Here is a 22,951-nt window from a genome sequence, read left to right as displayed (position 1 = left end):
TCATTGGGAACGTAGTGAAGCAATCTCGTTTTTATTCGTGCTGAAGTACCGGGAAATAGAAAAAGACTTTGTTTGGTGGAGAGTTCTATGGCATGGGATAGAAAAGATATAGTGCTAAAATGGTGCGGCAAAGTATGCGCTATCGGTTCAGTGCTAGTACTACTGTCGTTATATGCGTTCATAGCTGTCGAAAGTTTGCCAATTTGGTGGGATGCAGGAATTTTGCCACTTCTGTTAGGAAAAGAATGGCAGCCTCTGGAGGAATCGCCGCAATTCGGGTTTTTCACCATGCTGATCAGTACGCTGTGGTCGTCACTGGGAGCTATGCTTATTGCTGCGCCGCTGGGAATTTGCTGTGGCATATTTCTTGCCGAATACGCACCACGCTGGCTATCGGCTGTAATCCGTACCGTATTGCATATTCTTACAGGAATTCCCTCGGTAGTATACGGTTTTCTGGGAGCGAGTGTAATAGTCCCCTGGTATGAACGGGTTCTAGGCGTACCGAGCGGAGAATCATTGTTTTGTGCATCATTAGTATTGTCGATTATGGTTGCTCCATACATTGTGTCAGGCACTTATGCTGCCTTTAAAGCAATTCCCCTGCCATACCGGGAGGCTGGGTATGTGCTAGGTGTTTCTAAGTTGTATATAACAACCAGAATATTAACCCCATTGGCAGGACGCAGTATGGTCAGCGCGGTTACACTTGCTTTTGGCCGGGCAGCCGGAGAAACTATGGCTGTGCTCATGCTTGCAGGAAATACGCTTACATTGCCGCTTTCCTGGTTTAGCAAAGGGGAGCCGCTTTCAGCGCTTATCGCATTAGAAATTGGTACAGCTGGCATTGGCAGTCGCCAATATCAAGCCTTGTTCGCGGCAGGTTTAGTCTTGCTTTTGTTTGTCTCTTCCATTAACTTCGCGATTTATTATCTTAACAGCAGGGGGAGAGGCTAATGGGAAGAATCTGCTTATGGGGTTCAGGGCTAGTGGTTATCGCTGTTTTACTATTTATTATGGGTTTGCTTGTTGTTCGCGGTGGTGGGGTGATTTCCTGGGAATTTTTAACCTCAACACCTAAAGGACTGTATTTGGGAATGGAGGGCGGAATCTTCCCGGCAATAATTGGAACAATTAGTTTGGTTGCTATTGCTACTTTGACTGCTGCCATACCGGCCCTGTTGACAGCCATCTATCTTGTTGAATATGGGAAAGCATCACCACTTGCACACGTAATCAACTTTACTATACAGGCTATGATTGGCATCCCGTCAATATTAATCGGTCTATTCGGTTATGCTTTCTTTGTTGTTACTCTGGGTTTAGGTATATCTTTGTTGGCTGGCGGACTTACTTTAGCAATTATGATTCTACCGACTTTGGTAGTCTTGATGCGGGATGCATTACATGCAGTTAATGATGACTACCGGCTTTTAGGGGAATCACTAGGTGTTTCGCGCCGTTATTTGCTGCAAAGAATTATTCTGCCTGTAGCTAGTCCCCATTTACTAAGTTCAATATTATTGGCTATGGGGTATGCCGCTGGGGCAACGGCGCCTATTATGGTTACAGCTGCTGTTGTTATGTCACGGGGTTCTGTTAGCCTGCTAAATCCGGTTATGGCCCTGCCATTTCATCTATACATTTTGTTTAGTCAGCATATTTCGCTTGAGCGGGCTTATGGAACGGCCTTAGTTCTAGTACTGATTTTACTGGCGCTAAATCTGCTCAGCCTTTATTTGCGCAGTCGGTACGGAAAGAGAGTGGCATTCTATGATTAATATAAACGAATTTGCTGCTTTTTACGCTAAAAAGCAGGTTCTTCACAATATAACAGCTAATTTTAACAGAAAAGATATTACTGCCCTTATTGGCCCTTCCGGTTGTGGTAAAACAACGTTGTTAAAGTCTATCAACCGGACAGCCGAGTTGCAGCAGGAGTTTCGGGCTACTGGAAGTATCTTGCTGGAAGGCCAGGACGTTTATGAATGTAATGATCCAGCAGCAGTGCGGCGGCAAGCCGGTATGGTTTTGCAAAAGCCAATAGCGCTACCGCTAAGTATTAAGGAAAATATTCTGTTTGGACCAAGGTATTATGGTGTAAGAGATAAGGTGGAGCTAGATACTGTGGTTACAACAACTCTTACAAAAGTCGGCTTATGGAATGAGGTAAAAGATAAACTAAATTCATCTGCAGGTGAGCTATCAGGTGGTCAATTACAACGGCTTTCTATTGGTCGGATATTAGCAGTAGACCCTAAAGTGCTGCTGCTTGATGAGCCATGTTCTAGTCTTGACATCAAATCCACGCAGTTGATAGAAGAATTGTTGGTAGAGTTAAGTGAACAGGTAACAATTATTATTGTTACTCATAATCTTATGCAAGCCAAGCGAATTGCCGATCAAACGATTTTCATGTCCGCAGGGCGAATCATTGAATATAATGCAACGGCATTACTGCTGGAACAGCCGCAAAATCAGATTACCCAGGAATTTTTGGCATTTTGAGATGTAAGGAGAAGAGCTCAATGATAAATTTTACTTTGCCAGATGGTCGTGAGTATAAAATAACCAACGCAGTATTTGACTATAATGGCACACTGGCCGAAGATGGCGTAATGGCCGGGGAAATAAAGGAACTCCTGGAAAAGGTAAGTGAAGTAACCAGAGTAACCGTACTTACTGCAGATACATTTGGGCTGGCCCGGACGCAGTTAGAAAACGTGGCAGGTGTACAGCTCCATATTATTAACAAAGGGGAGGAAGTTGCCCAAAAACGAGATTTTGTCAGAGCGTGCGGCGCGGATACTACCATTTGTTTTGGAAATGGTGCCAATGATCGCGCAATGTTTGCTGAAGCCCTTTTGGCTGTTGGTGTTATTGGGCCTGAGGGTGCTTACCAGCCAACCTTGGCGCAAGCGGATATTGTAGTAACTAATCCTAAAGATGCGCTCTTGCTGCTGCTTAAGCCGGGGAGACTTGTGGCCACTTTGCGAACATAAGTATATTGGAGGTATTATGAATCATAGAATAAGGATTGAGCGGGCCATCAAACGCCTGCCTGTCGATCAGATACCCTGCGGTGAGCTTGTCATTACCGATGAGCTGGTACAAGCAATGTTTACGCAAACGGTGATCCAGTTCGGTCATCGTTTGGAGTTTGTGAATGCTATGGGGCTTGATGCCGTATGTCTGCATCCAAACTGTGGCTATAGCCAACAAAGTATTCCCTGTAGTAAGGATGTTATATTTAGCGATTTGCCGGACTGGGTGAAAACCGATTTATTTACCTTCGCCGTAATAGACGGCCCTATTGGCTGGGCTGGCAGATTACTGGGTTTTGAGCAGATGATGATGCAATTAGGTCGCCGTACTCCGGATTTTCGTGAGTTTATTGCTAGTATTGAAACCTTGAATAAAGAACTTATTGAGCGATTGGCCGGCAGCGGGATAAACGGTATCCTCCTGGCTGATGATATTGCCTATAATCAGGGTGTTATTGCTCGTCCTGCGCTGTTGCGGGAACTGATATTTCCTTCGCTGGCCGCGCAAGCTGATTATGCCCATCAGTTGGGCTTACCAGTGTTTTTTCATTCTGACGGTAACTTGACCATGGTGCTTGAAGATATCGCTGCCGCCGGGTTTGATGGTCTGCAGTGCATAGAGTCGTTAGCTGGGATGGACATTGGTGAGGTAAAGAGACAGTACGGTCACAAATTATGCCTATGGGGAAATTTAGACCCTGCTGAGTTGATAGAACCGCGTAGCCTGCAGCAGCTTGAGCAAATCGTAAAGCAGATTATTACTGCTGGCGGTAACAATAGTGGGCTGATCTTTGGTACCTGCAGCGGGCTTTTTGAGGATATGCGGTTGGATAGTGTGCGGGCTGTTTTTGAAATGGCCAGAGGGAAAGCAATATAGTTGTATAGAGTCAGTATTTTGAATAGTATAATTTCCCGTATAACCTTAAAGCTTACTTTACCTACAGGTCTATAGCTAGTGCCCTCCTCCATTCTTGTGCATATATATATTATAAGGGGTGGTGAAAGGAGGGTAATAATGACACATATCGAGCCATGGGAAATGGCAGGCAAGTGCACGTTAGGATATGGCCCTAAATCAATCATAGTCCAGCAGGTGCTTGGTGAAAGAAGAGTTCAGAAATCTATTGATGTGCATGTCTGTGTGCCACAGCACAAACCAGCTATTGAACAAATTGTCGATGTGTTTATTAAAAGGTTGCAAATTACCTGCGTTGATGTCATTCATGATAAAGTGGTTGTCAGAGGCGAATTTGAGGTAAAGGCCCTATATGTTGCCTGCAGGCCGCGTCAGCCAGTGCATGCCGTGGAAGTGTGGCCTATCCGCTTTACTGCGTATGCTGATATTAGAGGAGCGCGGCGGGGGATGGAAGCTGATGCCAGTGTAGTGGTTGAATTTGTCGATTATGATGTTGAAGAACATACCCGCGCCTACTGGCATAAGAAAAAAGCTCATGATTATGACGATTGCCAGGATGAGGATTACTGTGATGATGATTATCATGAGTGTGACTACGATTGCGACTATGATGAGGGCTGGCATCATAAACATAAAACGCTTAAAAAACATAAATTCAAGCTTCATTGTAAGCCGCATAAGCCATGCCACTGCACTCGCCGGTTCGATGTTTCAGTAGTGCTGGGGGTTACTGTCAAGGTCATGACTGACCGTGAAGTTATGTTGCACTCGCCGCCGCAGGGGCTGCCTTATAAACCAAAGGGATAATTAAATATATTCAAAACAAAAATCTCCGGTTCGGCAATTTGCGGACCGGAGATTAATTTTGGGGTCATTTGTGAGCATTGTTTGGCAGGTTACAGTTGGTTTGACCAGTATCTTGCAAGGGACAGGGGGCACGTTTCAAGGTAAGAGAGTGCAAAAATTAACCAAATAATAACATACAATTAACACAAAATTAAATGGCAAATGGTATGCTGGAACAGAGGGTGAGCATATGTCAAACAAAGTGGTGTACGGCTTCTTCCTGTTAGTGGTAATTCTTTATTTGGTCATGTACTTTTTTCAATTGAACATTCTTTCCGAAAGCACGGGAATGTTCGAACTTCCTTCATCGTAAAGAACTAATAGTATCCCTAAACAGGGGGTTATTCTGTAGATGATAGTTTTCCGGGCTTATTCCGGGGGTTTGGTTTCAAATCAAGTTTATATAACTAAAAGATAGTTGAAGTCTGAAGCTTAACTAAAAAAACCAAGGCAAAGAGAAGGTTCCTTTGTCTTGGTTTTTTATGATGCTTACCGTATAAGTACACTAATCTTAGTTACAAAGTCCTGAAACCGGATATTGTCAATGCGAAAATTTTCGGCAAAATCCTCCGGCGACTTGAAAAATTGTTCTGTATCGGGTTTGTTATATTCTGCTACTGACAGCTTATTGTCATAGTAAGTTACTAGAAACTTTTGCTTGCAATACTCAAAGCTAATTTCCTCATAGGTATTAATATCTTTGTAAAAATCATTAAGGGCATTGTATTTTTCAGGAAAAGCCTGCTGGGCGCTTGTTTTTAATTTGATGACAACCAAGTCGATAACCTCCTTTAGGTAGACAAAAGAGTGGTTTACTACCGATATCAGTATTATTTTTGGTTACTGTTTTTCAATGATAACGCTATTTTGGCATTTAATTCAAGTAGTTGAAGAACAACACTTGGATCAAAGCCATAGGCCTGAGCGGTAGTTATTACCTTGTACCAATTTTTGTCAACCGATGGTTGATATTCGCTGGTAGCCTCGTGAAATTGTGGTGCTTTTAAGGGTAAGGTTTCTTTTTCAATTTTATGGTTGACAAGCCAATCAACACTTACTTGAAAAAAAGTTGCTATGCGGCATAGTGTTGCTATATCCGGCTCGCGGCGGTTAACCTCCCAAGACGCCAGCGTTGAGCGGTCTACGCTAAGTAAGGCAGCCAATTCTTCTTGTGTTAACTTATTTCTTAGTAGTTTGATTTTTTCGCCAAGGGTTTCCATAAGCCACACTCCTTGCTACTAACAATAACGTGCTTATGCCCCTGATATCAATTATTGTGTCCATAAGACATTTAAAGAAGGGAAAATGGCAATAAATGGCGAACTAGTGTCGTGGTGACACAAGAATGAAAAGGCATCTAAGGGGGGCGTATTTGGTGGCAGGTGTTGATCAAAGGGGTAATCATGTAAGGTTAGTTAAGCGTTTACACTGGGCTTTGGTTGGTCGAATGGCGATTGGGATGGCACACGAAATAAGAAATCCTTTAACTGTTATCAAAGGATATTTGCAACTGCAGGAAAAAAAGTCTACATGCGGTATGGGGGAATCACTAGGTATTATATATCAGGAATTACATCAAATTGAAGTATTGGTAACTAGTATTATATCATTAGCAAACAACAACGCAGTTAAGAAAAAACCGGAAGACCTTAACCAGATAATTGAAGGAATTTATCCGGCTGTTCAGCGTGTTGCAGTCAAGCGCGGCATTATGACTGAGCTGCGGTTAGCAGATCATTTACCGATGATGGATTTAAACGCGGAAGAAATAGGACAAATGGTATTAAATTTGGCTCAAAACGGTATCGAAGCCATGCAGGCTAGCGGGAGCTTATGTATTGGTACTGTCCGTAAATCAAGCAGCATTATTTTGTATGTTCAAGATGAAGGTCATGGTATTCCACCAGAACAAAGAGAAGAAATTTTTGACCCATTGTATTCTACTAAAGCAAGTGATGCTGGTTTAGGACTCGCCATCAGCCTCATTATTGCTGAAAGGCATCAGGGAGAAATTGAAGTAGTTTCAACTGTGGGAGTGGGCAGTGTTTTTAAAGTTTTGTTCCCAATAGGTAAGCAGTGACAGTAGACTGCTTGTTGCAATAGCTGATTCGTTGCTCGCCCTTCTAGAATGTGCTAAGATAAGATAAATATGCAATGTTGCGGATGGTGAGAAATGAATTATTTGATGTCACAATTGACTGCTGGTGCTTATGTAATTGCTGTTGAAGATACCCATACCTGGGATGTTACATCATACACCAATATGTATGTATTGCAGCGTCCAGGACAAAACATCTTAATTGATGCTGGGCTGAAAGAATATCAGACTGCTATTATCCCGGCACTAGCCAAAATTGGGATAGCGCCTGATATGGTTACCCATGTGCTCTTGACTCATGGCCACCACGACCATCTTGAGGGGGCTGCTGTATTTAACAAGGCGAAGAAGTTTGTACATAGTGCTGATTTACCCATGATAGCAACGCCACTAGCGGCACAGTTTGCTGCATTTACGCCGCAGGCGGGAAATTTTATGTATGCAGTCGAAGATGTGAATGGTCTGGACATAGTGCTTGTTAACACACATTCGCCAGGTTCGGTAGCCATTTTTGACCAGAAATCCAAGGCTTTGTTTGTTGGTGATTTTTTCTGTTATTTTGGTGAAGATCTGCCACAGGGTGAGCTTGTAACAGCTAGTCAACGCATTAAGCGAGGGTCGTGTGACTATGTTGCCGGGCAGGCGGCCGCTCCCGGACAGGACTTTGACAAGTTTATGCTGGGTTTGGGCAGACTACTTGGTTATCAGCCTGAATTCTTCTGTACAGGTCATGGTGTGGTGCTGCGCCAGGATATTCAGACGTTCTTAAAGAATATGTGGCAAAGCGGCACACAAAAGTAAACGGCCAAAAAAGATTTGCATAAAGGAGTGATGCTGTATGGATTTTAGATTTACCCACAACAACATTAATGTGCTAAACTTGGAAAAAAGCATGGCCTTCTATCAAGAGGCACTGCAACTAACCGAAACCCGGCGCATTGAAAAGCCTAGTTTTACTATCGTTTATTTAGGAGATGGCCAGACCCCGCATAAATTGGAATTAACCTGGATTAAGGAGCGTAAGGAAGCCTATAATTTAGGTGAAAATGAGTTCCACCTGGCCTTTATTACTAGTGACTTTGAAAAGGCATACAACCATCATAAAACCATGGGCTGCATCTGTTACGAAAACAAAGAGATGGGAATCTATTTCATTTCCGATCCGGATGGTTATTGGCTGGAAGTCCTTCCGGAACGCTTTTAGCAGCATAAAATAGTGAAAGCCGGAACCCTTGCTTCATTCAGGGTTCTGGCTTTCACTATTTTGTCAGAAGAAAAATAAGAAACGTGGGGACCCTAGCTTCTAATATTCTGTATAGGCTCTCGCAGATGCATGACGCTTCCCGAATCGATTAATGACTCATTCCGTGTATAAACCCATTCGAACAGGCCCCTTGTGTGCGGTGTTACAAGTCCCAACCAATATTAACCACCAAATCATGTTCGAGTTTCATGTTAACATAGGAGGATTTTTCACACTGCATAGCATATCATCAGGCAACCGTCATTAGGACAATTTTCCTATATAATCAGGACATTTATTATACGATGTTATTTATAATAGATGTCTCGCAAAAGCTCCCGGCCGCGCTTAGCTAACTGAGAATTCAGAGGACTATTTATGTGTACATCGGTTAGTTTCCGGAGCGAGCAATAGTATAGTGCGTTATTTACCAACCTGATTAATTGACTGGATGTGGTTTTATGGATGAAACAGTTTTGCCTGTGGCGCAAGACGGCCAGTATCAAATTACTGCTAATGATGTTGGCATATACCTGAGTGTATGGGCTCCAGCTAAGGGCGGCTGGACAGTGACAAGAGCAGCGATTATTGAGGAATTAACAAATCGGAAATGCACCAATTTTGATAGTAATTTCATATCTGTGGTAATTAGAGAAGCTATGGGGACACCAGTGCTCATTGCCAATACAGGACCAAAGATAGATGGGCGGTATGAAATCAGTGCCAACGACGTTGGTGTGTATCTCAGCGTGTGGGCTCCCGGCAATGACGGGTGGCCGGTATCAAAAGCAGCAATTATTCAAGATTTGACAGATCGGAAATGCACCAATTTTGACAGTGATTTCATTTCCGTGACAATCAGAGAAGCCATTGGGGCACCGGTACTCATTGTCAGCTCACAGCTATCAGTTTTGCCGCCAGAGAATCTGGTTAGAGTCAAGGTTGGATGCAAGCGCCTTGAAGCCAGGGTTAGTGTCAATATCCCTGTAGATAAGCCGCTAATCACATATTCACAGCTATTAGCCGATTTGAAAGCTGCCGGTGTCTGTTATGGTATCGACGAAGATGCTCTTAGCATGCTTACGCAAACACATACAGCAACCAATATTATTTGTGCCCGTGGTACGCCGCCTTGCAAAGGCGACAACGCCTTTCTAAAATACTACATCGATCCTGACAGCCAGGGGCGGCCGGTAGAACTGGAGGATGGGCGGGTTGATTTCAAAGAAACTAACAATTTTCTCTGTGTGGAAGAGGGTCAATTGTTAGTAGAAAAAATTCCTGCAACACCAGGTACTCCGGGGACAGACGTATTTGGGTTACCACTTCCGCCTAAGCCCGGTAATGACATCCAAATGCCTGTGGGACAAAATGTAATTAATGTAGACGACTGGCGTCTGTATGCTGCGATTAATGGCCATTTGTATATATTCCTTGATAAACGCATTAATGTCATACCGATTATTGTAATTGACGGGGATGTTGACTATTCTACCGGAAATATCGATTTTAAAGGCAGTATCATTGTTAGGGGTTCTGTCCAACCTGACTTTTTTGTAAAAGCCGGCGGTAATGTTGAAGTATGTGGTACAATATCCGGGGGCATGGTAGAGGCCAACAACATCATTGTGCGCAAGGGAATTCAGGGCATGAAGCGTAGTGTAATCAAAGCACGGGAACGTCTTGTGGCCAATTTTATTGAAAGTGCTACTGTTTTTGCCGATGAGGATGTTATCGTCAATGATGTTATCTTAACTAGCTCCGTGTACGCAGGTTTGCGCGTCATTGTTGAAGGCGGTCGGGGACTTATACGGGGCGGACGTGTATCGGCTGGTGAATTAATCCGCGCAAGTACCATTGGCAATCAATCCGGTGTTGTTACTGAGATTGCGGTGTCGGTTAATTCACTTCTCAAGGATGAACTAATTAGTCTCCGTCAGCAAATTAAGAAAGCAGAAGTTACATACAATGAATTGCAGTTAGCAATGTCTCACTTTCGCAATCAGGGCAGTAAACATCTTTCAAGTGAAAAAAGGGAACGTTATACAAAACAGGAACTGGAGTATAAGACTCTGCCCGACCGGGTGGAAACGATGAAGCAGCGTATAACCAATATTGAGAGGATTCTCAATACCGCCAAGCCAGGCAGGGTTCGGGTTAGCGGCTATATTTATCCTGGAACCATAGTCTGTATCTGTTCATTAACCAAGAGCCTCAATGATTCTTTGCAATTTGTCTCTTTCTATGTGGTTGGTGGTGAGATTACGTTTAGTTCTCTGCGGTGATTTATTCTTTTTGTTTCTTACTGGAGAGTGAAAAATTTGAGAAACACGGGGACCGGTGAAGTGTTTCGAGGTGAGAGGGTGTTAGTGAAAGCAGACTAATAAGTTTCAACAAACACTTCAAAGTAGCCTTGTGGATGCGCACAGGCCGGGCAGAGGTCAGGAGCCTGATCGCCGGTATGGATGTAGCCACAGTTATTACATTTCCATTGAACAGTGGCAGGCTTTTTAACTACAGTGTCATTGATAATATTGTCATGCAGCTTTCTATATCTGGCTTCATGATGTTTTTCCACTTCAGCGATCTTACGGAAAACAGTGGCAATAACCGGGAAACCCTCTTGGTCAGCAACATCAGCAAAATGAGGATAGAGTTCAGACCATTCCTCATTTTCCCCTTGCGCAGCAGATAATAGATTGGCTTTGGTGTCGCCTAGCGCTACAGGGAAGTCAGCTTGAATGGTAACTGCTTGGCCATCAAGGCATTCTACAAGAAACTTATAGAAACGTTTGGCATGTTCTTTTTCATTATCGGCTGTTTCAGTAAACAAGTTTGATATTTGCACATAGCCCTCTTTTTTGGCAGCGGAAGCATAGTAGGTGTAACGCATTCTGGCTTGGGATTCTCCGGCAAATGCTTGCATCAAATTTGCTGCAGTTTTAGTGTCTTTTAGTGATTTCATGTACTCATCCCCCTATTTTCATTAGATTTTTTGTGTCCTTATGGAGAACTACTGGAATTTTTATTCTCGGCAGTTCTTTCTATTTAAATAATTACTACAAAATAAATAAAAAATCCTGCTGCTGAAAATAATTTTTAGGATTGTTTATAGTGCAACCGGTGAGGCTCAGACGGTGTCGGCTGCCACTCAGGAGCAATCTGCATCAATGGAAGAAATAGCTTCTGCCAGTGAGGCGCTGGCGACGCTGGCATAAAATCTCCAAGCAGCTGTCAGCAAGTTTCGGGTATAACTATATATAACATTGTAAGGATGCGCCTTGATTAACAAAAAGTAGATCTGGCCTAAGCAATTAGGCAGATCTACTTTTTGCTACTTCACGATTGTTACGGAATCATCCAGGACAGGGCATAAGCTTGCAGATAGGTCATGATTCCTACAAGAATAGCAAGGATGATAGAATGCATGACAGTAAAGCTGAATAAATCCCCTTCTTTACCGACAAGACCGGTAGCGGCAGTGGCTACGGCAATACTTTGCGGTGAAATCATTTTTCCGGTAACACCACCGGAAGAGTTGGCTGCCACGGTCAAAGTAGGGTCAACGCCTACCTGCTGGGCAGTGACTGATTGAAGATTGCCAAACAGGGCATTGGCTGATGTATCTGATCCGGTAAGAAATACTCCCAGCCACCCAAGCCAGGCCGAGAAAAAGGGGAAAAATGCTCCCGAGCCTGCCAGGAAGAGTCCCAGGCTTGAACTCATGCCAGAGTAATTCATGATATAGGCCAGTCCGAGTACCGCAGGAATGGTAATTAGTGGTTTGGTTAGTTGGCTAAAGGTTTTGCCAAGAATGCGGAAGAACTGTCCCGGTCCTACACCCAGTACCATAGCTGATAGTATGCTGGCAATAAATAGTGCTGTGCCGGCAGCGCTTAGCCAATTTATTTTGTATACTGCGGTCATGGCAGTAGGTGCTTTGGCGATAGGCGCAACCTGTGTAACTAGATTGTGTAAGCCAGGTACATAAATCGATAAGGTAGGCATATCTAATACCGCCTTAATAGGTTTTAGTCCCCACAGAATAACCATAACAGTCAGAATGATAAAAGGACCCCAGGCGGTAACAAGCTCTGCTGAGGAATAGGTTGGTAAGGCTGCTGTTTTTGATTTTCCAGCTTGCTCACCAGGAAATCGCCAGATGGAGGCGGGTTTCCATATCTGCAGAAAGAAGGTTAGTGAAAAAATGGATGCCAGTGAGGAGAGAATATCCGGAAGCTCAGGGCCAAGGAAATTGGCAGAGAAGAACTGTACGACCGCAAAGGAGACGCCGGCCACCAAGCAGGCCGGCAGTACTTCTTTAGTCGCCTTCCAACCAGACATAAGTACTACCAGCCAAATGGGGATGAAAACCGAAATAAAAGGCAGTTGCCGTCCAACCATCTGGCTTATCTTCATCGTATCTATGCCTGTAACCTGTCCGGCTACGATGATCGGAATACCAATGCCGCCAAAGGCAACTGGCGCAGTATTGGCGATAAGGCAAAGGCCAGCGGCATACAACGGGTTAAAGCCCAGTCCAACGAGCATGCCGGCAGAAATGGCTACTGGGGTGCCAAAACCGGCTGCGCCCTCTAAAAACGCGCCAAAGGCAAAGGCAATCAGCAGTGCTTGCAGGCGGCGATCATCGGTAATTGTGGCAATCGAATTTTTGATTATATCAAATTTACCTGTTTCAACAGTCATGTTGTAAATGAAGATGGCGGTTAATACTATCCAAAATATAGGGAAAACACCATAAGCTATACCCATCAGAGCCGCTAGAAAAGCAGTGTTCAAGGGCATTTTGTAGACAAGCACTGCTATCAAAAAAGCGGCTATCAGTGCAGTAATTCCCGCAACTTGTCCCGGTGAGCGGCGAATAGCTAACAAATAGAAAATTATGATTATCGGAATGGCTGCGGCTAATGCGGATAATGCGATACTGCCTAACGGCACATATTCTTGTGTCCATGTCATAATAGTAGTTACCCTCCTGAGCCCTTCAAATTGTTCTTTCTATTGTTCGCCGTCAGGAGGAAAAAAAATCAGGATAATCCTGGATAAAGTGCACAAGCTAGAATAAGTCTTACTTTATCTTTGTGGAGGTCACATGTGATGAAAGCATCTATATTTATTACTTGCATTTGTGATAGTCTGTTTCCCCAGGTTGGTGAAGCTATGGTACGCGTTCTGGAAAAACTGGGCGTAACATTAGATTTTCCGCCTGAGCAGACTTGTTGCGGTCAGCCGGCTCTTAGCAGCGGCTACTGGGAGGATGCCCGGCCAGTTGCTGAGACCATGCTTACCGCCTTCAAGCACAGCCAGTATGTGGTTGCGCCGGCTGGCTCATGTATTACCGCGGTTAAGGAGTATTATCCGCTTCTGTTTGAGAAGGATACTGAGAAGTATCGTCAGGCCAAAGAGTTAAGTGCTAAACTCTTTGAATTTAGTGAATTTGTGGTCAAAGTTTTAAAGCAAGAGGATGTGGGAGCTCGTTTTCCTCACCGGGTAACCTATCATTCCAGCTGTCATGCTCGCAGGTTTTTAAATACAGACCAATATGTTCGTACATTGCTCGCCAACGTAAAGGAAATTGATTATGTACCTTTGCCGCATGAAGAAGCTTGCTGCGGTTTTGGGGGAACATTCTCAGTGAAGCTGCCTGAAATATCAGAAGCCATGGTGGATGAAAAGGCCAGAAATATCCTGGAAACCAAGGCCGATGTTCTTGTTGGTGTTGATTTAAGCTGTCTGATGAACATTGACGGCAGATTAAAAAAACAAAAAACTAACGTGCGGGTCATGCATGTAGCCGAATTGTTAGATGAGGGGATGAGAATGTGAGTGAAAGACCAAATTTTCACCTGCGCGACAGAGCGGTCAAAGCCTTAAAGGATGACCAGATGCGGCAAGCGGTCCGCAAAGCGGTAGACCGTTTGAGCACCAACAAAGATAAAGCTGCCCGTGAACTTCCCAATTGGGAAGAATGGCGGGAGCAGACCAAGCTTATCAGGCAGCATACGGTTAATCAGCTTGACTACTATCTGAAGTTGCTAACAGATAATGTGAAGAAAGCAGGTGGAAAAGTTCATTTTGCTCCAAACGCTGACGCGGCGTGTAAGATTATTGCCGGCTTGTGTAAGCAGTACAATGCTAAAAAAATTGTTAAATCAAAGTCCATGGTGACTGAGGAAATACATCTTAATGCAGCCCTTGAGGCAGTTGGTATGGAAGTAATCGAAAGCGATCTGGCAGAATATATTCTGCAGCTGGCAGGAGAAACACCCTCCCATATAATTGTTCCCGCCATCCACAAAAACCGGAACCAGATTGCTGAATTATTTTCTAAGGTGGCTGGTAACAAGGTTGAATCCGATACACCCGCCCTTACCGCCTTTGCCCGTAACATTTTGCGCAACAAGTTTATCAGCGCCGATATTGGCATTACAGGCTGTAATTTTGCCGTTGCCGAAACTGGTTCTATTACGCTTGTTACCAATGAAGGAAATGCCAGGTTAACAACAACCCTGCCAAGGGTTGTCATTAGCGTTATGGGTATGGAACGGATTGTCCCAACCTTTGAGGATCTGGAAACTGTCTTATCTATGCTGCCACGCAATGCTACCGGGCAGAAGCTTACCAGCTATATTTCAATTATTAATGGCTCGCGGCAGCCAGGCGATATTGATGGCTGTGAAAAGTTCCATCTGGTGATTGTTGATAATGGCCGTTCACGTATGCTGGCAGATGAAGAATTCCGGCAGGCGCTCAATTGTATTCGCTGTGGTGCTTGTTTTAATGTGTGTCCTGTATACCGTCAAATTGGTGGGCATGCGTATGGGTCAGTCTATGGCGGTCCAATAGGTTCGGTTATTACCCCGATACTAGAAGATGATATTGACTTTTGGGGTGAACTGCCATATGCTTCGACCTTGTGCGCAGCCTGTACAAGTGTTTGTCCAGCCAAGATTCCGTTACAGGATTTGTTGTTCAAGCTGCGGCAGCAGCGGGTGGCTGCCGGTTATAGCCAAGGTGTTGAAAAGTTTGCTTTTGGCATCTGGAAGCAGTTTTTCAAATTGCCCAGTACCTATAAATTTGCCATGAAAGTCGCGTCGCTAGGGCAAAAGCCTTTAGTCCATAAAGGCTATATTACTGCTAAATTACCGCTGCTTGCCAATTGGACTAATTCACGGTATATGCGGGCAGCTGCAGATACAACCTTCCGCGAGCGATGGGAAAAACGTAAGAAATAGGTGAGCATATGACAAATATTCAGGAAGATATTGCGCAGGAAACTTTGTTTTTGCAAACAGTTGCCAAAGCCTTAGGGCGGGATAAAGTACTTACAGTACCTCCTAACCGGCAAGAAGTTGGCCCGCCGGCTTTTTGGCGGGAGCAGAAGTTTGAAGCAGAACAGCCGCTTACACTATTTAAAGCCAACCTGGAAGCGCTAACCGGCAAAGTGGCCATTGTTAACAATGGGGCAGAGGCTACTAATCAGATAAAGTTGTGGCTCAAAGTACTAAATGCCAAGGCTGCTATTGTGTGGGATCACCCTGAGTTACACCGGCAGATAGAATTTTCCCGCTTGGGTGTAAAAATTGAGCTTTGGAATAGTGACAAGTCCCGGCAGGAACTAATCGAATTTGCAGAACAGGCTGATGCCGGTATCACCTGGGTTAACTACGCTATTGGCTACACCGGAACAGTGGCTTTGTTTAACAGCGCCAATACCGGACGTTCTGTGAGTTTACTGCCGCCTACCCATATTGCAGTTATGCACAAGTCAGATATTGTGCCGACTATGTCTACGGTAATGAAGCACCTCATTGAACAGCGCGGACAAAGCCAGTTGCCGTCAGCTATTGATTTTATCACAGGACCCAGCCGCACCTCGGACATTGAGATGGATCTATCGATAGGGGTGCATGGCCCATTTCGTATGTGGGCTGTAGTTATCGATAATTGAGGCTGCCTATCCGTAAAAGATAAAAGCAGCCAGAACCCAAAATAACTATGGGTTCTGGCTGCTTTTCTTACTAGGCTATTCCTGCAGCAGTGGTACCGTGTTAGCACCGTGCGGCATAAGGGTAATGGTATAGTCTGTGCGGCCAAGTTTTTGCTCGGCAATCGCCAGAGCTTCTTCCAGGGTGGTGGCGGCAATTAAGCCGGCTTTCTCGATGAATTCTTTGTTTTGGGGGAGTGTGACAATAATGTGGGGTACTTTTTTGGCAAACAGACCGGTTTTGAGGGCAATGAATCCCGGGACGGTAAAGGCTTTGCGCAAGGCAATTTCACGGTCATAGAGTGATTCATAGTTGAACCAGCCACTGAAATCAGGTGGTTCCATAATATCGCGGCACTCTAACAGCGCAATGATAACACCATCGTCTTTAACGGCCATAAAGGCGTTTTCGGTCGTTTTGGTGGCTTGATAAAGATTAATGTCTTTCGGAAAGCCACCGGCAGAGGCGATCACTAAGTCAGCTTTGGCGGTAATGGGTACGCCGAAGATTTCCTCTACCGTTTTGCAGCCCTCAAGCCAGGCCGTATGCCAATGACCGGCGACGAAACGGGCAAATTTGCCTTCTGGTGTAAAGATGGCATTAAAGAGAAAGGTCTGCTTAAGCATGGCGGCCATTTCTATCATATCGGCATGCATGTTGTTGCCATCCAGCTTACCGGCCATGCAGTTGGGGTTAATACCCTGACCGGCAACATCATGCAGGCAAAAGCTGTGATTGCCTTGGATGGTGGAGTATCCGGCAACGCCGGGCATAATAGCTTTACGGCCGCCGGCAAAGCCGGCCATGGAGTGGTAGATAATGCCGCCGGTCATGATGACCTTGTCGGCAGCAACAATATGTTTGTTAAGATAAGTTTCCACACCGCGCGAGGTTTTGCCTACATAGACAAAGTCTTCGGTATTGGGAGCATAGCTTTGGACAAGGTGAACACGGCTTACTGCTTCCTGACCATAGACGGCAATATTCTCCTGGGCGGTATGCTTGCGGTGGGAACCCAGGCTGACGACTATCGTGATGTCGCTGTCCGGAATGCCGGCACTGTTCAGTTCATTTAAGAGTGTTGGCAGAAATTCAGGATACGAGATCCTACGGGTAATATCGCTGGCAATGAGTGCAACCTTATCACCGGCCTTGACTACTTCTTGTAATGGTGGTGAGTCAATCGGGTTACGTAATGCCGCTTTTATGGCTGCAGGTACATCGGTAATGGCTTCGACGGCTTTACCTTCAACAATATGCAGAATTTGATCTTCTGGTAGAGTGATTGCTACTTCTTTCTCTCCAAAACCAAATACGAATTTTTTTTGCATGTTCATCCCTCCAACTACTTATATACTAGCTTATATGAATTATTTCCTGCTGGTAGGGATTAGATTTTGAATCTTGCGGTGATTTCATTGAGTTCGGCAGCCATTTTAGCCATGGATTCAGAGCTGGAGCTCACTTCATGGAGGCTGGCGCTTTGTTCTTCTGCTGATGCCGCTACTGTCTGGGAGCTGGCACTGGTTTCTTCTGCTACCGCACTGATATTCTGGACATTGTTGACCACAGACTGCATACCATGAGCCGTTTCTTCCACCGCATAGCTAATCTGTTCTATACCGGTTTTTACTTGATCCAGCTTGCTGATGATAGCCTGGAAACCCTGCTGAGTTTCATCAGTCGCCATCTTGCCTGCCACTACTTCCGTATTGGCCTTGGCAACCACATCTACTGCAAATTGAATATCGGTGGTCATTTGGGCAATGATTTTTTCAATATGGCTGGTAGCGGCACCGCTTTGCTCGGCCAGCTTGCGAACTTCTTCGGCTACTACTGCAAAGCCTCGTCCGGCTTCGCCGGCTCTGGCTGCCTCAATAGCGGCGTTCAGGGCCAGAAGGTTGGTCTGCCCGGCGATGGTGTGAATGGTAGTGACAATCTGCTGGATATCATCTGAGCGTTTTACTAGTGATTCTGATACTTGCGTAATATCTGCCATTGATTTTTCGATAGTGGTGTTTTGAGTAACAAGGCTGTTGATGAGCTGCATCCCCTGGTCGGCGTCGCCAACAGCATCCTGGGTGATGCTGTTAACCTGGGAGGCGCTGGCACTCATTTGCTCGGCTCCGGCGCTAACCTCCTGGATAACGGCTGAAATCTCCGTGATATGACTGGTATTTCGGTCAGCTCCTGCGGCGACATCGGTAATGGTTTTGGCGATATTTTCTGATACTTGCAGCTGCTCATGTACTGATGAAGACAGCTCTTCACTGGAAGCCGCCAGCATGTCGGCATTGTTTCTGACCAAGCGGACAATGTCCTGCAGTGCATGCTTCATTGTAATGAGCGCCGCGGCCATATCGCCGATTTCATCGTTACGGGTGGCATGAATGTCTTTGCCGGATAAGTCCAGTTGACTGAGTGACAGGAGGTCACTGCGCAGATTGCCCATTCGGTTGGACAGTTGACGGCTATACCAGATCAGCAGGGCAATAATAGCGAGGATGCCCAGAATGCTAGAGCCAATGACCATTTTAAATAAGGTAGCTTGTCGTTCATTGAGCTGGCTGATTCGCTGCTTAAGAACCTTGTCCTGAGTTGCCATGACATCATTGAACAGCGTGTTGACTATTTCGGTCTTTTGGCGGGTACCGGCCAATACGGCAGCATAACTGGCATCATGATTTTGCTTTAGGGCAATGGTGTGTTTAATATCTTCTTTGTAGGAGAGCATGGTTGTGTGCAGCTGCTCACCTACCTGCTTGACTTCGGAGGCTGTGGCGGCAGTGTTAAATGTCTTAACAGCATCTAGGCTCTGATTTAGCAACGTAATAGTGTCAGTAGCGTATTTCTCATCATTGTACGCAACATAGCCGCGAAGCTCGCTTAAAGCCTGGTGAAAATCGTCCTGGGCTTTTAGCAAAGCCATAGTTCGTTGCACTGAACCAGTTAGCATGTTCTGATAACTGGTGCTGATTTCCTGAAACTCATAGAGAATTACTCCCAGTAGGATGAGCATAAATACTAAGGCTGTTCCTATAATGACGCCCAGTTGGGCGCCAATCGGCATACGTTGTTTCATATTTTGTTCCTCCTCGTATTGTAGTGTAGTATTAGATTTGTAAAGCTATTAATTTACCACAATCAAATCATGAGCCCATACCAAAGATTCTCGATAGGCTTCTTGTGACATACTAATTTCCCCTTATAATTAGAAACGCCTTAGTTTTTTTACATGATTTACGCCGTTGCCAGTAAACCCGTTGCGAGAAAAATTTTTTCTATTTGTCGCTGCAGTGCAGTTTCGTCCGGCTTGTTTGGCATGATATAATTGGCTGTCAACTTTATCAAACAGTTGTCGCAGATCGTTTTCCTGCCCGGAAAAAGTATGTACGCCGAAACTGGCGGTAATATGAAGCTGGCCAGCCGAAGTAGTGAAGGGAGTCTGCTCAATGATTTTACGGAACTTTTCTGTAATTTTATACGCTGGACTCTCCAGGCAGTTGTTTAAGACAATCAGAAATTCTTCGCCGCCATAGCGGGCAATCCAATCGCCGTTATTTGTGCGAATGTTGTTTTGTAATTGCGTGGCAAACAATTTCAGTACTTCATCACCAACCAAGTGACCGTATTGATCGTTAATTTGCTTAAAATAATCAATATCGGCCATGACAATAGAAAAAGGCTGGTTGTGCTGTTTGGCAAGGGAAATTTCCAGCGGAAGCTGTTCATTAATATATCTTCGGTTAAAAATGTTGGTTAAGGCGTCTTTGATTGCCAGGTCATTGAGTTTGGCGATAGAACGGCAAAGATTGGTGCCTTTGCCTGGCATAGGCAGAAAGTTTTCAACTGTCTTTTCACTGACACATTTTATGAGTTCCAGCGCTACGGTGCGCCCATCCAGCTCTAACGGTATGGCGGTAATCATATAGAATTTTCCTTTACGCACTTCCATTTTGCTAAAGGTTTCTTTTTGTTGGATTGCCTGCAAGGAGACACAATTTTTGCAAGTAGGGGCACTGTTTCTTAAGTGATAACAGTCCCAAAGACCGCAGACAGCAGGCGGCAGTGAGGCTGTTGCTAGTGGGTCAATGACTCTTACAATGTCATAGTATTTTTCTAATATTGTCAGATCGGTGAGTAGAGTAGTCAAAATGATTCATCTCCTGTTATTACGCCACAATGTACTTGGAGTCACTAACAATGCATAAATAGAAATAAATCCGATAAATACGTTAAAGAGCTTAAAAGGCTAATGACTTGGATTATTATTATATGTCCCAGATAGGCATATGGTAATTGGAGTACAATTACCTTAAGGATTAATGCAAAAAACATGCCAAACTGGGCATGCTTTTTGTTTTTGTTGGTTTCCAATTTGGGATATCAGCGTAAATCTTGCTAGTTAAGCCCCAATAAATAGATTGATCGTTATTTTTGATTGTTGTTATTAGCACTCCACTGTGGTAGGTTGCTTACAAAAACTTCCCAGGTGAGAAGTTTTTGTAAGTACTTCATGCAGCTAATTCCAATATTTCTGTGTAACCGGAATAAGCTTCCTAATCTTCTTTTTCAGAGAGACTCTAAAACTAATTTTCCTGGTTTTTCATCAATAGTGCTTTTTAGTACAATAAGAGATAGCCATTTTGCAGTCTTCTCACTGATTTTTTGATGAGTTCCACTGTGTGTATCTTGGTTATAACTGGAATTTTGCTATGGCAACTTGCAAATCCATAGCTAATGTAGCCAAGCTTTGGCTGGAGGAGGCAATTTCCTGCATAGATGCAGATTGCTCCTCGGTAGCTGCCGAAACGTTTTGTGATTCGGAGGCGGCCTGTTTGCTGGCTATATCAATTTCCTGAATTGATTCGACAAGTATCTGATTGTCGGTGGCAATCTCGTGGATGGCTGCGGAAATATCCTTGATTTGATCGGATAGATGGAGAACGGCCTCTACAATCTTTTTGAAGGTTTCTCCTGCATTATGGGCAAGCGAAATGCCTGTTTGAATACCGGTAGCTCCAGCTTCTGTAGTACCAACAACTTGCCTCAGGTTGGCTTGATTTTTTTCAACAAGTAGGCCGATTTGATGGGCAGCTTGGTTGGATTCTTCGGCCAATTTTCGGACTTCTTCGGCGACGACGGCAAAGCCGCGTCCTTGCTCACCCGCCCGCGCTGCTTCGATAGCGGCGTTTAAGGCCAGGAGATTGGTTTGTCCGGCAATGGAAGAGATGAGAGTAACAATTTCGCCAATTTCCTGGGAGCTTTTGTTTAATTCTGCGATGGAGGCTTGCGTAGCAGCAGCGCCTTTGCCAATTTCATTCATTTGTTCGACGGTTTTCTCTACTGTGTGTTGGCCTTGTTCCGCCACCTGGGATGTAGCGGTTGCAATGCTGGATACAGCTGCGGCTGTTTGAGAAATTTGGGTTACCTGATCTGACATGGTTTGGGCCACGGTCATAATTTGATTTGCAGATGTCGCCTGTTTTTCCGCTCCTTGGGCCACTGCGGTGATGGAACCGGCGACCTGATTGGCCGCATCTGCTGATTGATGGGCGCTGGCTGTCAATTCTTCACTGGCGGCGGCTAACTGGTTTGACTCAGCTTGAACTTGCTGTACCAGTTTACGCAAATTTTGATTCATAAGGATGATGTTGTCTGACAATTGCCCAAACTCGCTTTTGTCCTGAATGGTCTTTTGAATGGATTTTAACTGGCCGGCGGCAATATCCTGAGTGATCTGATTGATACGGATGATGGGGCGGACAAATGAGTTACTTTGCCAAAAGGTAATTCCCAGGACAAGCAGCAGGCAAAAAATGGACAAGCCGGTCTGGGTTCGGGATAAGGCGGTAATTTCACTGGTGGCGTCTGCTTTCGTTGTAGACATGAACAGAACCCAGTGTTGGCCACCGGGTAGCTCAATCGGAGTGAAGGAACCAACTTGTTCTAAACCTGTTGTTGCTTTATACTCCAAGCGGACACGAAGGGTTTTTTCCGTGGATTCGGCAAAAGCAGCTATGAATTTCGGGTCAAGAGCGGCTTCGTTGCCCAGTTTGTTTTTTAGTTCAGCAGAAATTTCTCCGGTTTTTACGTTCATGCTGCCAGCTAACTCGGGGCGGGTTGGATGCGCTAAATATACGCCGCTGTCATCAAGCAACGCTCCATAACCTTGTTGTTTAAATTTGATGTCTTTGATAATCGGCAATAGTTTATCCAGCGAGTAGGTGCCCAGTAAGACCCCGGTCACTTGATCAGCGCGGATAACCGGAACACATAGGGTGATTGATTGCTTCTGGTTGGCACGTGAGAGAAATACTTCTGAAACATAGGGCTTTTTCGTACTGATAACTTTTTTAAAATACTCCCGGTCGGCAATATTGAGTATGACACCAGCTCCGTTAATGGTTGAGCCATCCAAAGAGGAAAAGATAATATCGTCATATTTACCAATGCGCTGCATGGCTTCCTGTAAGGCAGGTTGAATCTGTATTTTGTCGTTGCTTTGCAACTGGGCAATACTGGCGAGGTCTTCCAATTGAGTAATTGCCATATTGAGTTCCGAGTCTACGTGCGCGGCGGCACTGGCAGCCACTGCCTGCTCTGTTTGATTCAGACTCTCTTCCAGATATTTTTCGGAAAAGTAATAACCGATGCCAGATACGACCAGCAGTGTGCTGACAACCAGAATGGCAATGAGACACATAAGCCGAAAGCGAATGCTGTGTGTGATTTTCATGTCATTTTAATCTCCTTTTTGGGGGTTTTGCCTACTTGATTGGCAAGGTTAAAGTA

The 22,951-nt window shown here is 44.8% G+C and carries 21 protein-coding genes; 13 read left to right on the top strand and 8 right to left on the bottom strand.

The genetic code is table 11. From position 1 onward, the window contains the following. The first annotated feature begins 87 nt into the window (after positions 1-87). The 6 genes from pstC to SALPA_RS06780 all read left to right on the top strand — a co-directional run bounded on the left by pstC (position 88) and on the right by SALPA_RS06780 (position 4,767). The gene (pstC, locus tag SALPA_RS06805; RefSeq protein WP_145091397.1) at positions 88-957 is read left to right on the top strand and encodes a phosphate ABC transporter permease subunit PstC; all 870 of its coding nucleotides are present in this window, start codon (positions 88-90) and stop codon (positions 955-957) included. Further along, positions 957-1,781 carry a phosphate ABC transporter permease PstA gene (gene pstA / locus SALPA_RS06800; RefSeq protein ID WP_145091394.1) on the top strand — a complete coding sequence of 275 codons (825 nt, stop codon included), beginning with the start codon at positions 957-959 and terminating at the stop codon, positions 1,779-1,781. Before pstC ends, pstA begins: the two co-directional genes overlap by 1 nt. Beyond that, entirely contained in the window at positions 1,774-2,508 is a 735-nt protein-coding gene (locus SALPA_RS06795; protein WP_145091391.1) for a phosphate ABC transporter ATP-binding protein, read from the top strand. Before pstA ends, SALPA_RS06795 begins: the two co-directional genes overlap by 8 nt. A gap of 20 nt (positions 2,509-2,528) precedes the next feature. Continuing rightward, positions 2,529-3,002 carry an HAD family hydrolase gene (locus SALPA_RS06790; RefSeq protein ID WP_145091388.1) on the top strand — a complete coding sequence of 158 codons (474 nt, stop codon included), beginning with the start codon at positions 2,529-2,531 and terminating at the stop codon, positions 3,000-3,002. A 16-nt stretch (positions 3,003-3,018) separates the two neighbouring features. Then, the gene (locus SALPA_RS06785; protein ID WP_186450950.1) at positions 3,019-3,921 is read left to right on the top strand and encodes a uroporphyrinogen decarboxylase family protein; all 903 of its coding nucleotides are present in this window, start codon (positions 3,019-3,021) and stop codon (positions 3,919-3,921) included. Between the two features lie 138 nt (positions 3,922-4,059). After that, complete coding sequence (locus tag SALPA_RS06780) at positions 4,060-4,767, top strand: DUF3794 domain-containing protein (protein ID WP_186450949.1); 708 nt, start codon at positions 4,060-4,062, stop codon at positions 4,765-4,767. Positions 4,768-5,295: 528 nt separating this feature from the next. Here the strand turns inward: SALPA_RS06780 and SALPA_RS06775 are convergent. Together SALPA_RS06775 and SALPA_RS06770 are read right to left on the bottom strand one after the other, a co-directional pair. Beyond that, the gene (locus SALPA_RS06775) at positions 5,296-5,583 is read right to left on the bottom strand and encodes a hypothetical protein (protein WP_145091380.1); all 288 of its coding nucleotides are present in this window, start codon (positions 5,581-5,583) and stop codon (positions 5,296-5,298) included. A 53-nt stretch (positions 5,584-5,636) separates the two neighbouring features. Further along, complete coding sequence (locus SALPA_RS06770) at positions 5,637-6,026, bottom strand: helix-turn-helix domain-containing protein (protein WP_145091378.1); 390 nt, start codon at positions 6,024-6,026, stop codon at positions 5,637-5,639. Positions 6,027-6,181: 155 nt separating this feature from the next. On the opposite strand from SALPA_RS06770, the gene SALPA_RS06765 reads away from it, so the two are divergent. The 4 genes from SALPA_RS06765 (at position 6,182) to SALPA_RS06750 (ending at position 10,432) form a co-directional block, all read left to right on the top strand. Then, positions 6,182-6,886 (top strand): nitrogen regulation protein NR(II), encoded by a 705-nt coding sequence (locus tag SALPA_RS06765; protein ID WP_186450948.1) that lies wholly within the window; start codon positions 6,182-6,184, stop codon positions 6,884-6,886. A 93-nt stretch (positions 6,887-6,979) separates the two neighbouring features. Beyond that, complete coding sequence (locus tag SALPA_RS06760; RefSeq protein WP_145091372.1) at positions 6,980-7,705, top strand: MBL fold metallo-hydrolase; 726 nt, start codon at positions 6,980-6,982, stop codon at positions 7,703-7,705. A 37-nt stretch (positions 7,706-7,742) separates the two neighbouring features. Next, positions 7,743-8,108: a VOC family protein gene (locus tag SALPA_RS06755; RefSeq protein WP_145091369.1), complete on the top strand. Its 366-nt coding sequence runs from the start codon at positions 7,743-7,745 to the stop codon at positions 8,106-8,108. Positions 8,109-8,608: 500 nt separating this feature from the next. Next, complete coding sequence (locus SALPA_RS06750) at positions 8,609-10,432, top strand: DUF342 domain-containing protein (protein WP_145091366.1); 1,824 nt, start codon at positions 8,609-8,611, stop codon at positions 10,430-10,432. Between the two features lie 95 nt (positions 10,433-10,527). Here SALPA_RS06750 and rbr read toward each other — a convergent pair whose 3' ends face one another. After that, positions 10,528-11,112, bottom strand: coding sequence for a rubrerythrin (rbr, locus tag SALPA_RS06745; RefSeq protein WP_145091363.1), 585 nt, complete (start codon positions 11,110-11,112; stop codon positions 10,528-10,530). Positions 11,113-11,495: 383 nt separating this feature from the next. Then, positions 11,496-13,127 (bottom strand): L-lactate permease, encoded by a 1,632-nt coding sequence (locus SALPA_RS06740; RefSeq protein ID WP_145091360.1) that lies wholly within the window; start codon positions 13,125-13,127, stop codon positions 11,496-11,498. A 138-nt stretch (positions 13,128-13,265) separates the two neighbouring features. On the opposite strand from SALPA_RS06740, the gene SALPA_RS06735 reads away from it, so the two are divergent. The 3 genes from SALPA_RS06735 to SALPA_RS06725 are packed head-to-tail and all read left to right on the top strand — an operon-like array spanning position 13,266 to position 16,119. Continuing rightward, the gene (locus SALPA_RS06735; protein WP_145091356.1) at positions 13,266-13,994 is read left to right on the top strand and encodes a (Fe-S)-binding protein; all 729 of its coding nucleotides are present in this window, start codon (positions 13,266-13,268) and stop codon (positions 13,992-13,994) included. Further along, the gene (locus SALPA_RS06730; protein WP_222427891.1) at positions 13,991-15,403 is read left to right on the top strand and encodes a LutB/LldF family L-lactate oxidation iron-sulfur protein; all 1,413 of its coding nucleotides are present in this window, start codon (positions 13,991-13,993) and stop codon (positions 15,401-15,403) included. The genes SALPA_RS06735 and SALPA_RS06730 overlap by 4 nt, the downstream gene beginning before the upstream one ends. Positions 15,404-15,411: 8 nt before the next feature. Continuing rightward, positions 15,412-16,119: a lactate utilization protein C gene (locus tag SALPA_RS06725; RefSeq protein ID WP_145091353.1), complete on the top strand. Its 708-nt coding sequence runs from the start codon at positions 15,412-15,414 to the stop codon at positions 16,117-16,119. A gap of 75 nt (positions 16,120-16,194) precedes the next feature. On the opposite strand, the gene larA is transcribed toward SALPA_RS06725, so the two are convergent. The 4 genes from larA to SALPA_RS06705 form a co-directional block, all read right to left on the bottom strand. Next, positions 16,195-17,487, bottom strand: coding sequence for a nickel-dependent lactate racemase (larA, locus tag SALPA_RS06720; protein WP_145091350.1), 1,293 nt, complete (start codon positions 17,485-17,487; stop codon positions 16,195-16,197). 59 nt (positions 17,488-17,546) lie between these two features. Beyond that, a complete protein-coding gene (locus SALPA_RS06715) occupies positions 17,547-19,238 on the bottom strand; it encodes a methyl-accepting chemotaxis protein (RefSeq protein ID WP_145091347.1) in 1,692 nt (563 codons plus the stop codon). A gap of 129 nt (positions 19,239-19,367) precedes the next feature. Beyond that, positions 19,368-20,309, bottom strand: a complete 942-nt coding sequence (locus tag SALPA_RS06710) for a GGDEF domain-containing protein (RefSeq protein WP_145091344.1) — start codon at positions 20,307-20,309, stop codon at positions 19,368-19,370. A gap of 543 nt (positions 20,310-20,852) precedes the next feature. After that, on the bottom strand, positions 20,853-22,895 hold the full coding sequence (locus SALPA_RS06705; protein WP_145091341.1) for a methyl-accepting chemotaxis protein: 2,043 nt from the start codon (positions 22,893-22,895) through the stop codon (positions 20,853-20,855). Positions 22,896-22,951 lie beyond the last annotated feature (56 nt).

The sequence above is a fragment of the Sporomusa sp. KB1 genome (assembly GCF_007830295.1).
Classification (GTDB): domain Bacteria; phylum Bacillota; class Negativicutes; order Sporomusales; family Sporomusaceae; genus Sporomusa.
This window is presented reverse-complemented; position numbering and strand designations above follow the sequence as displayed.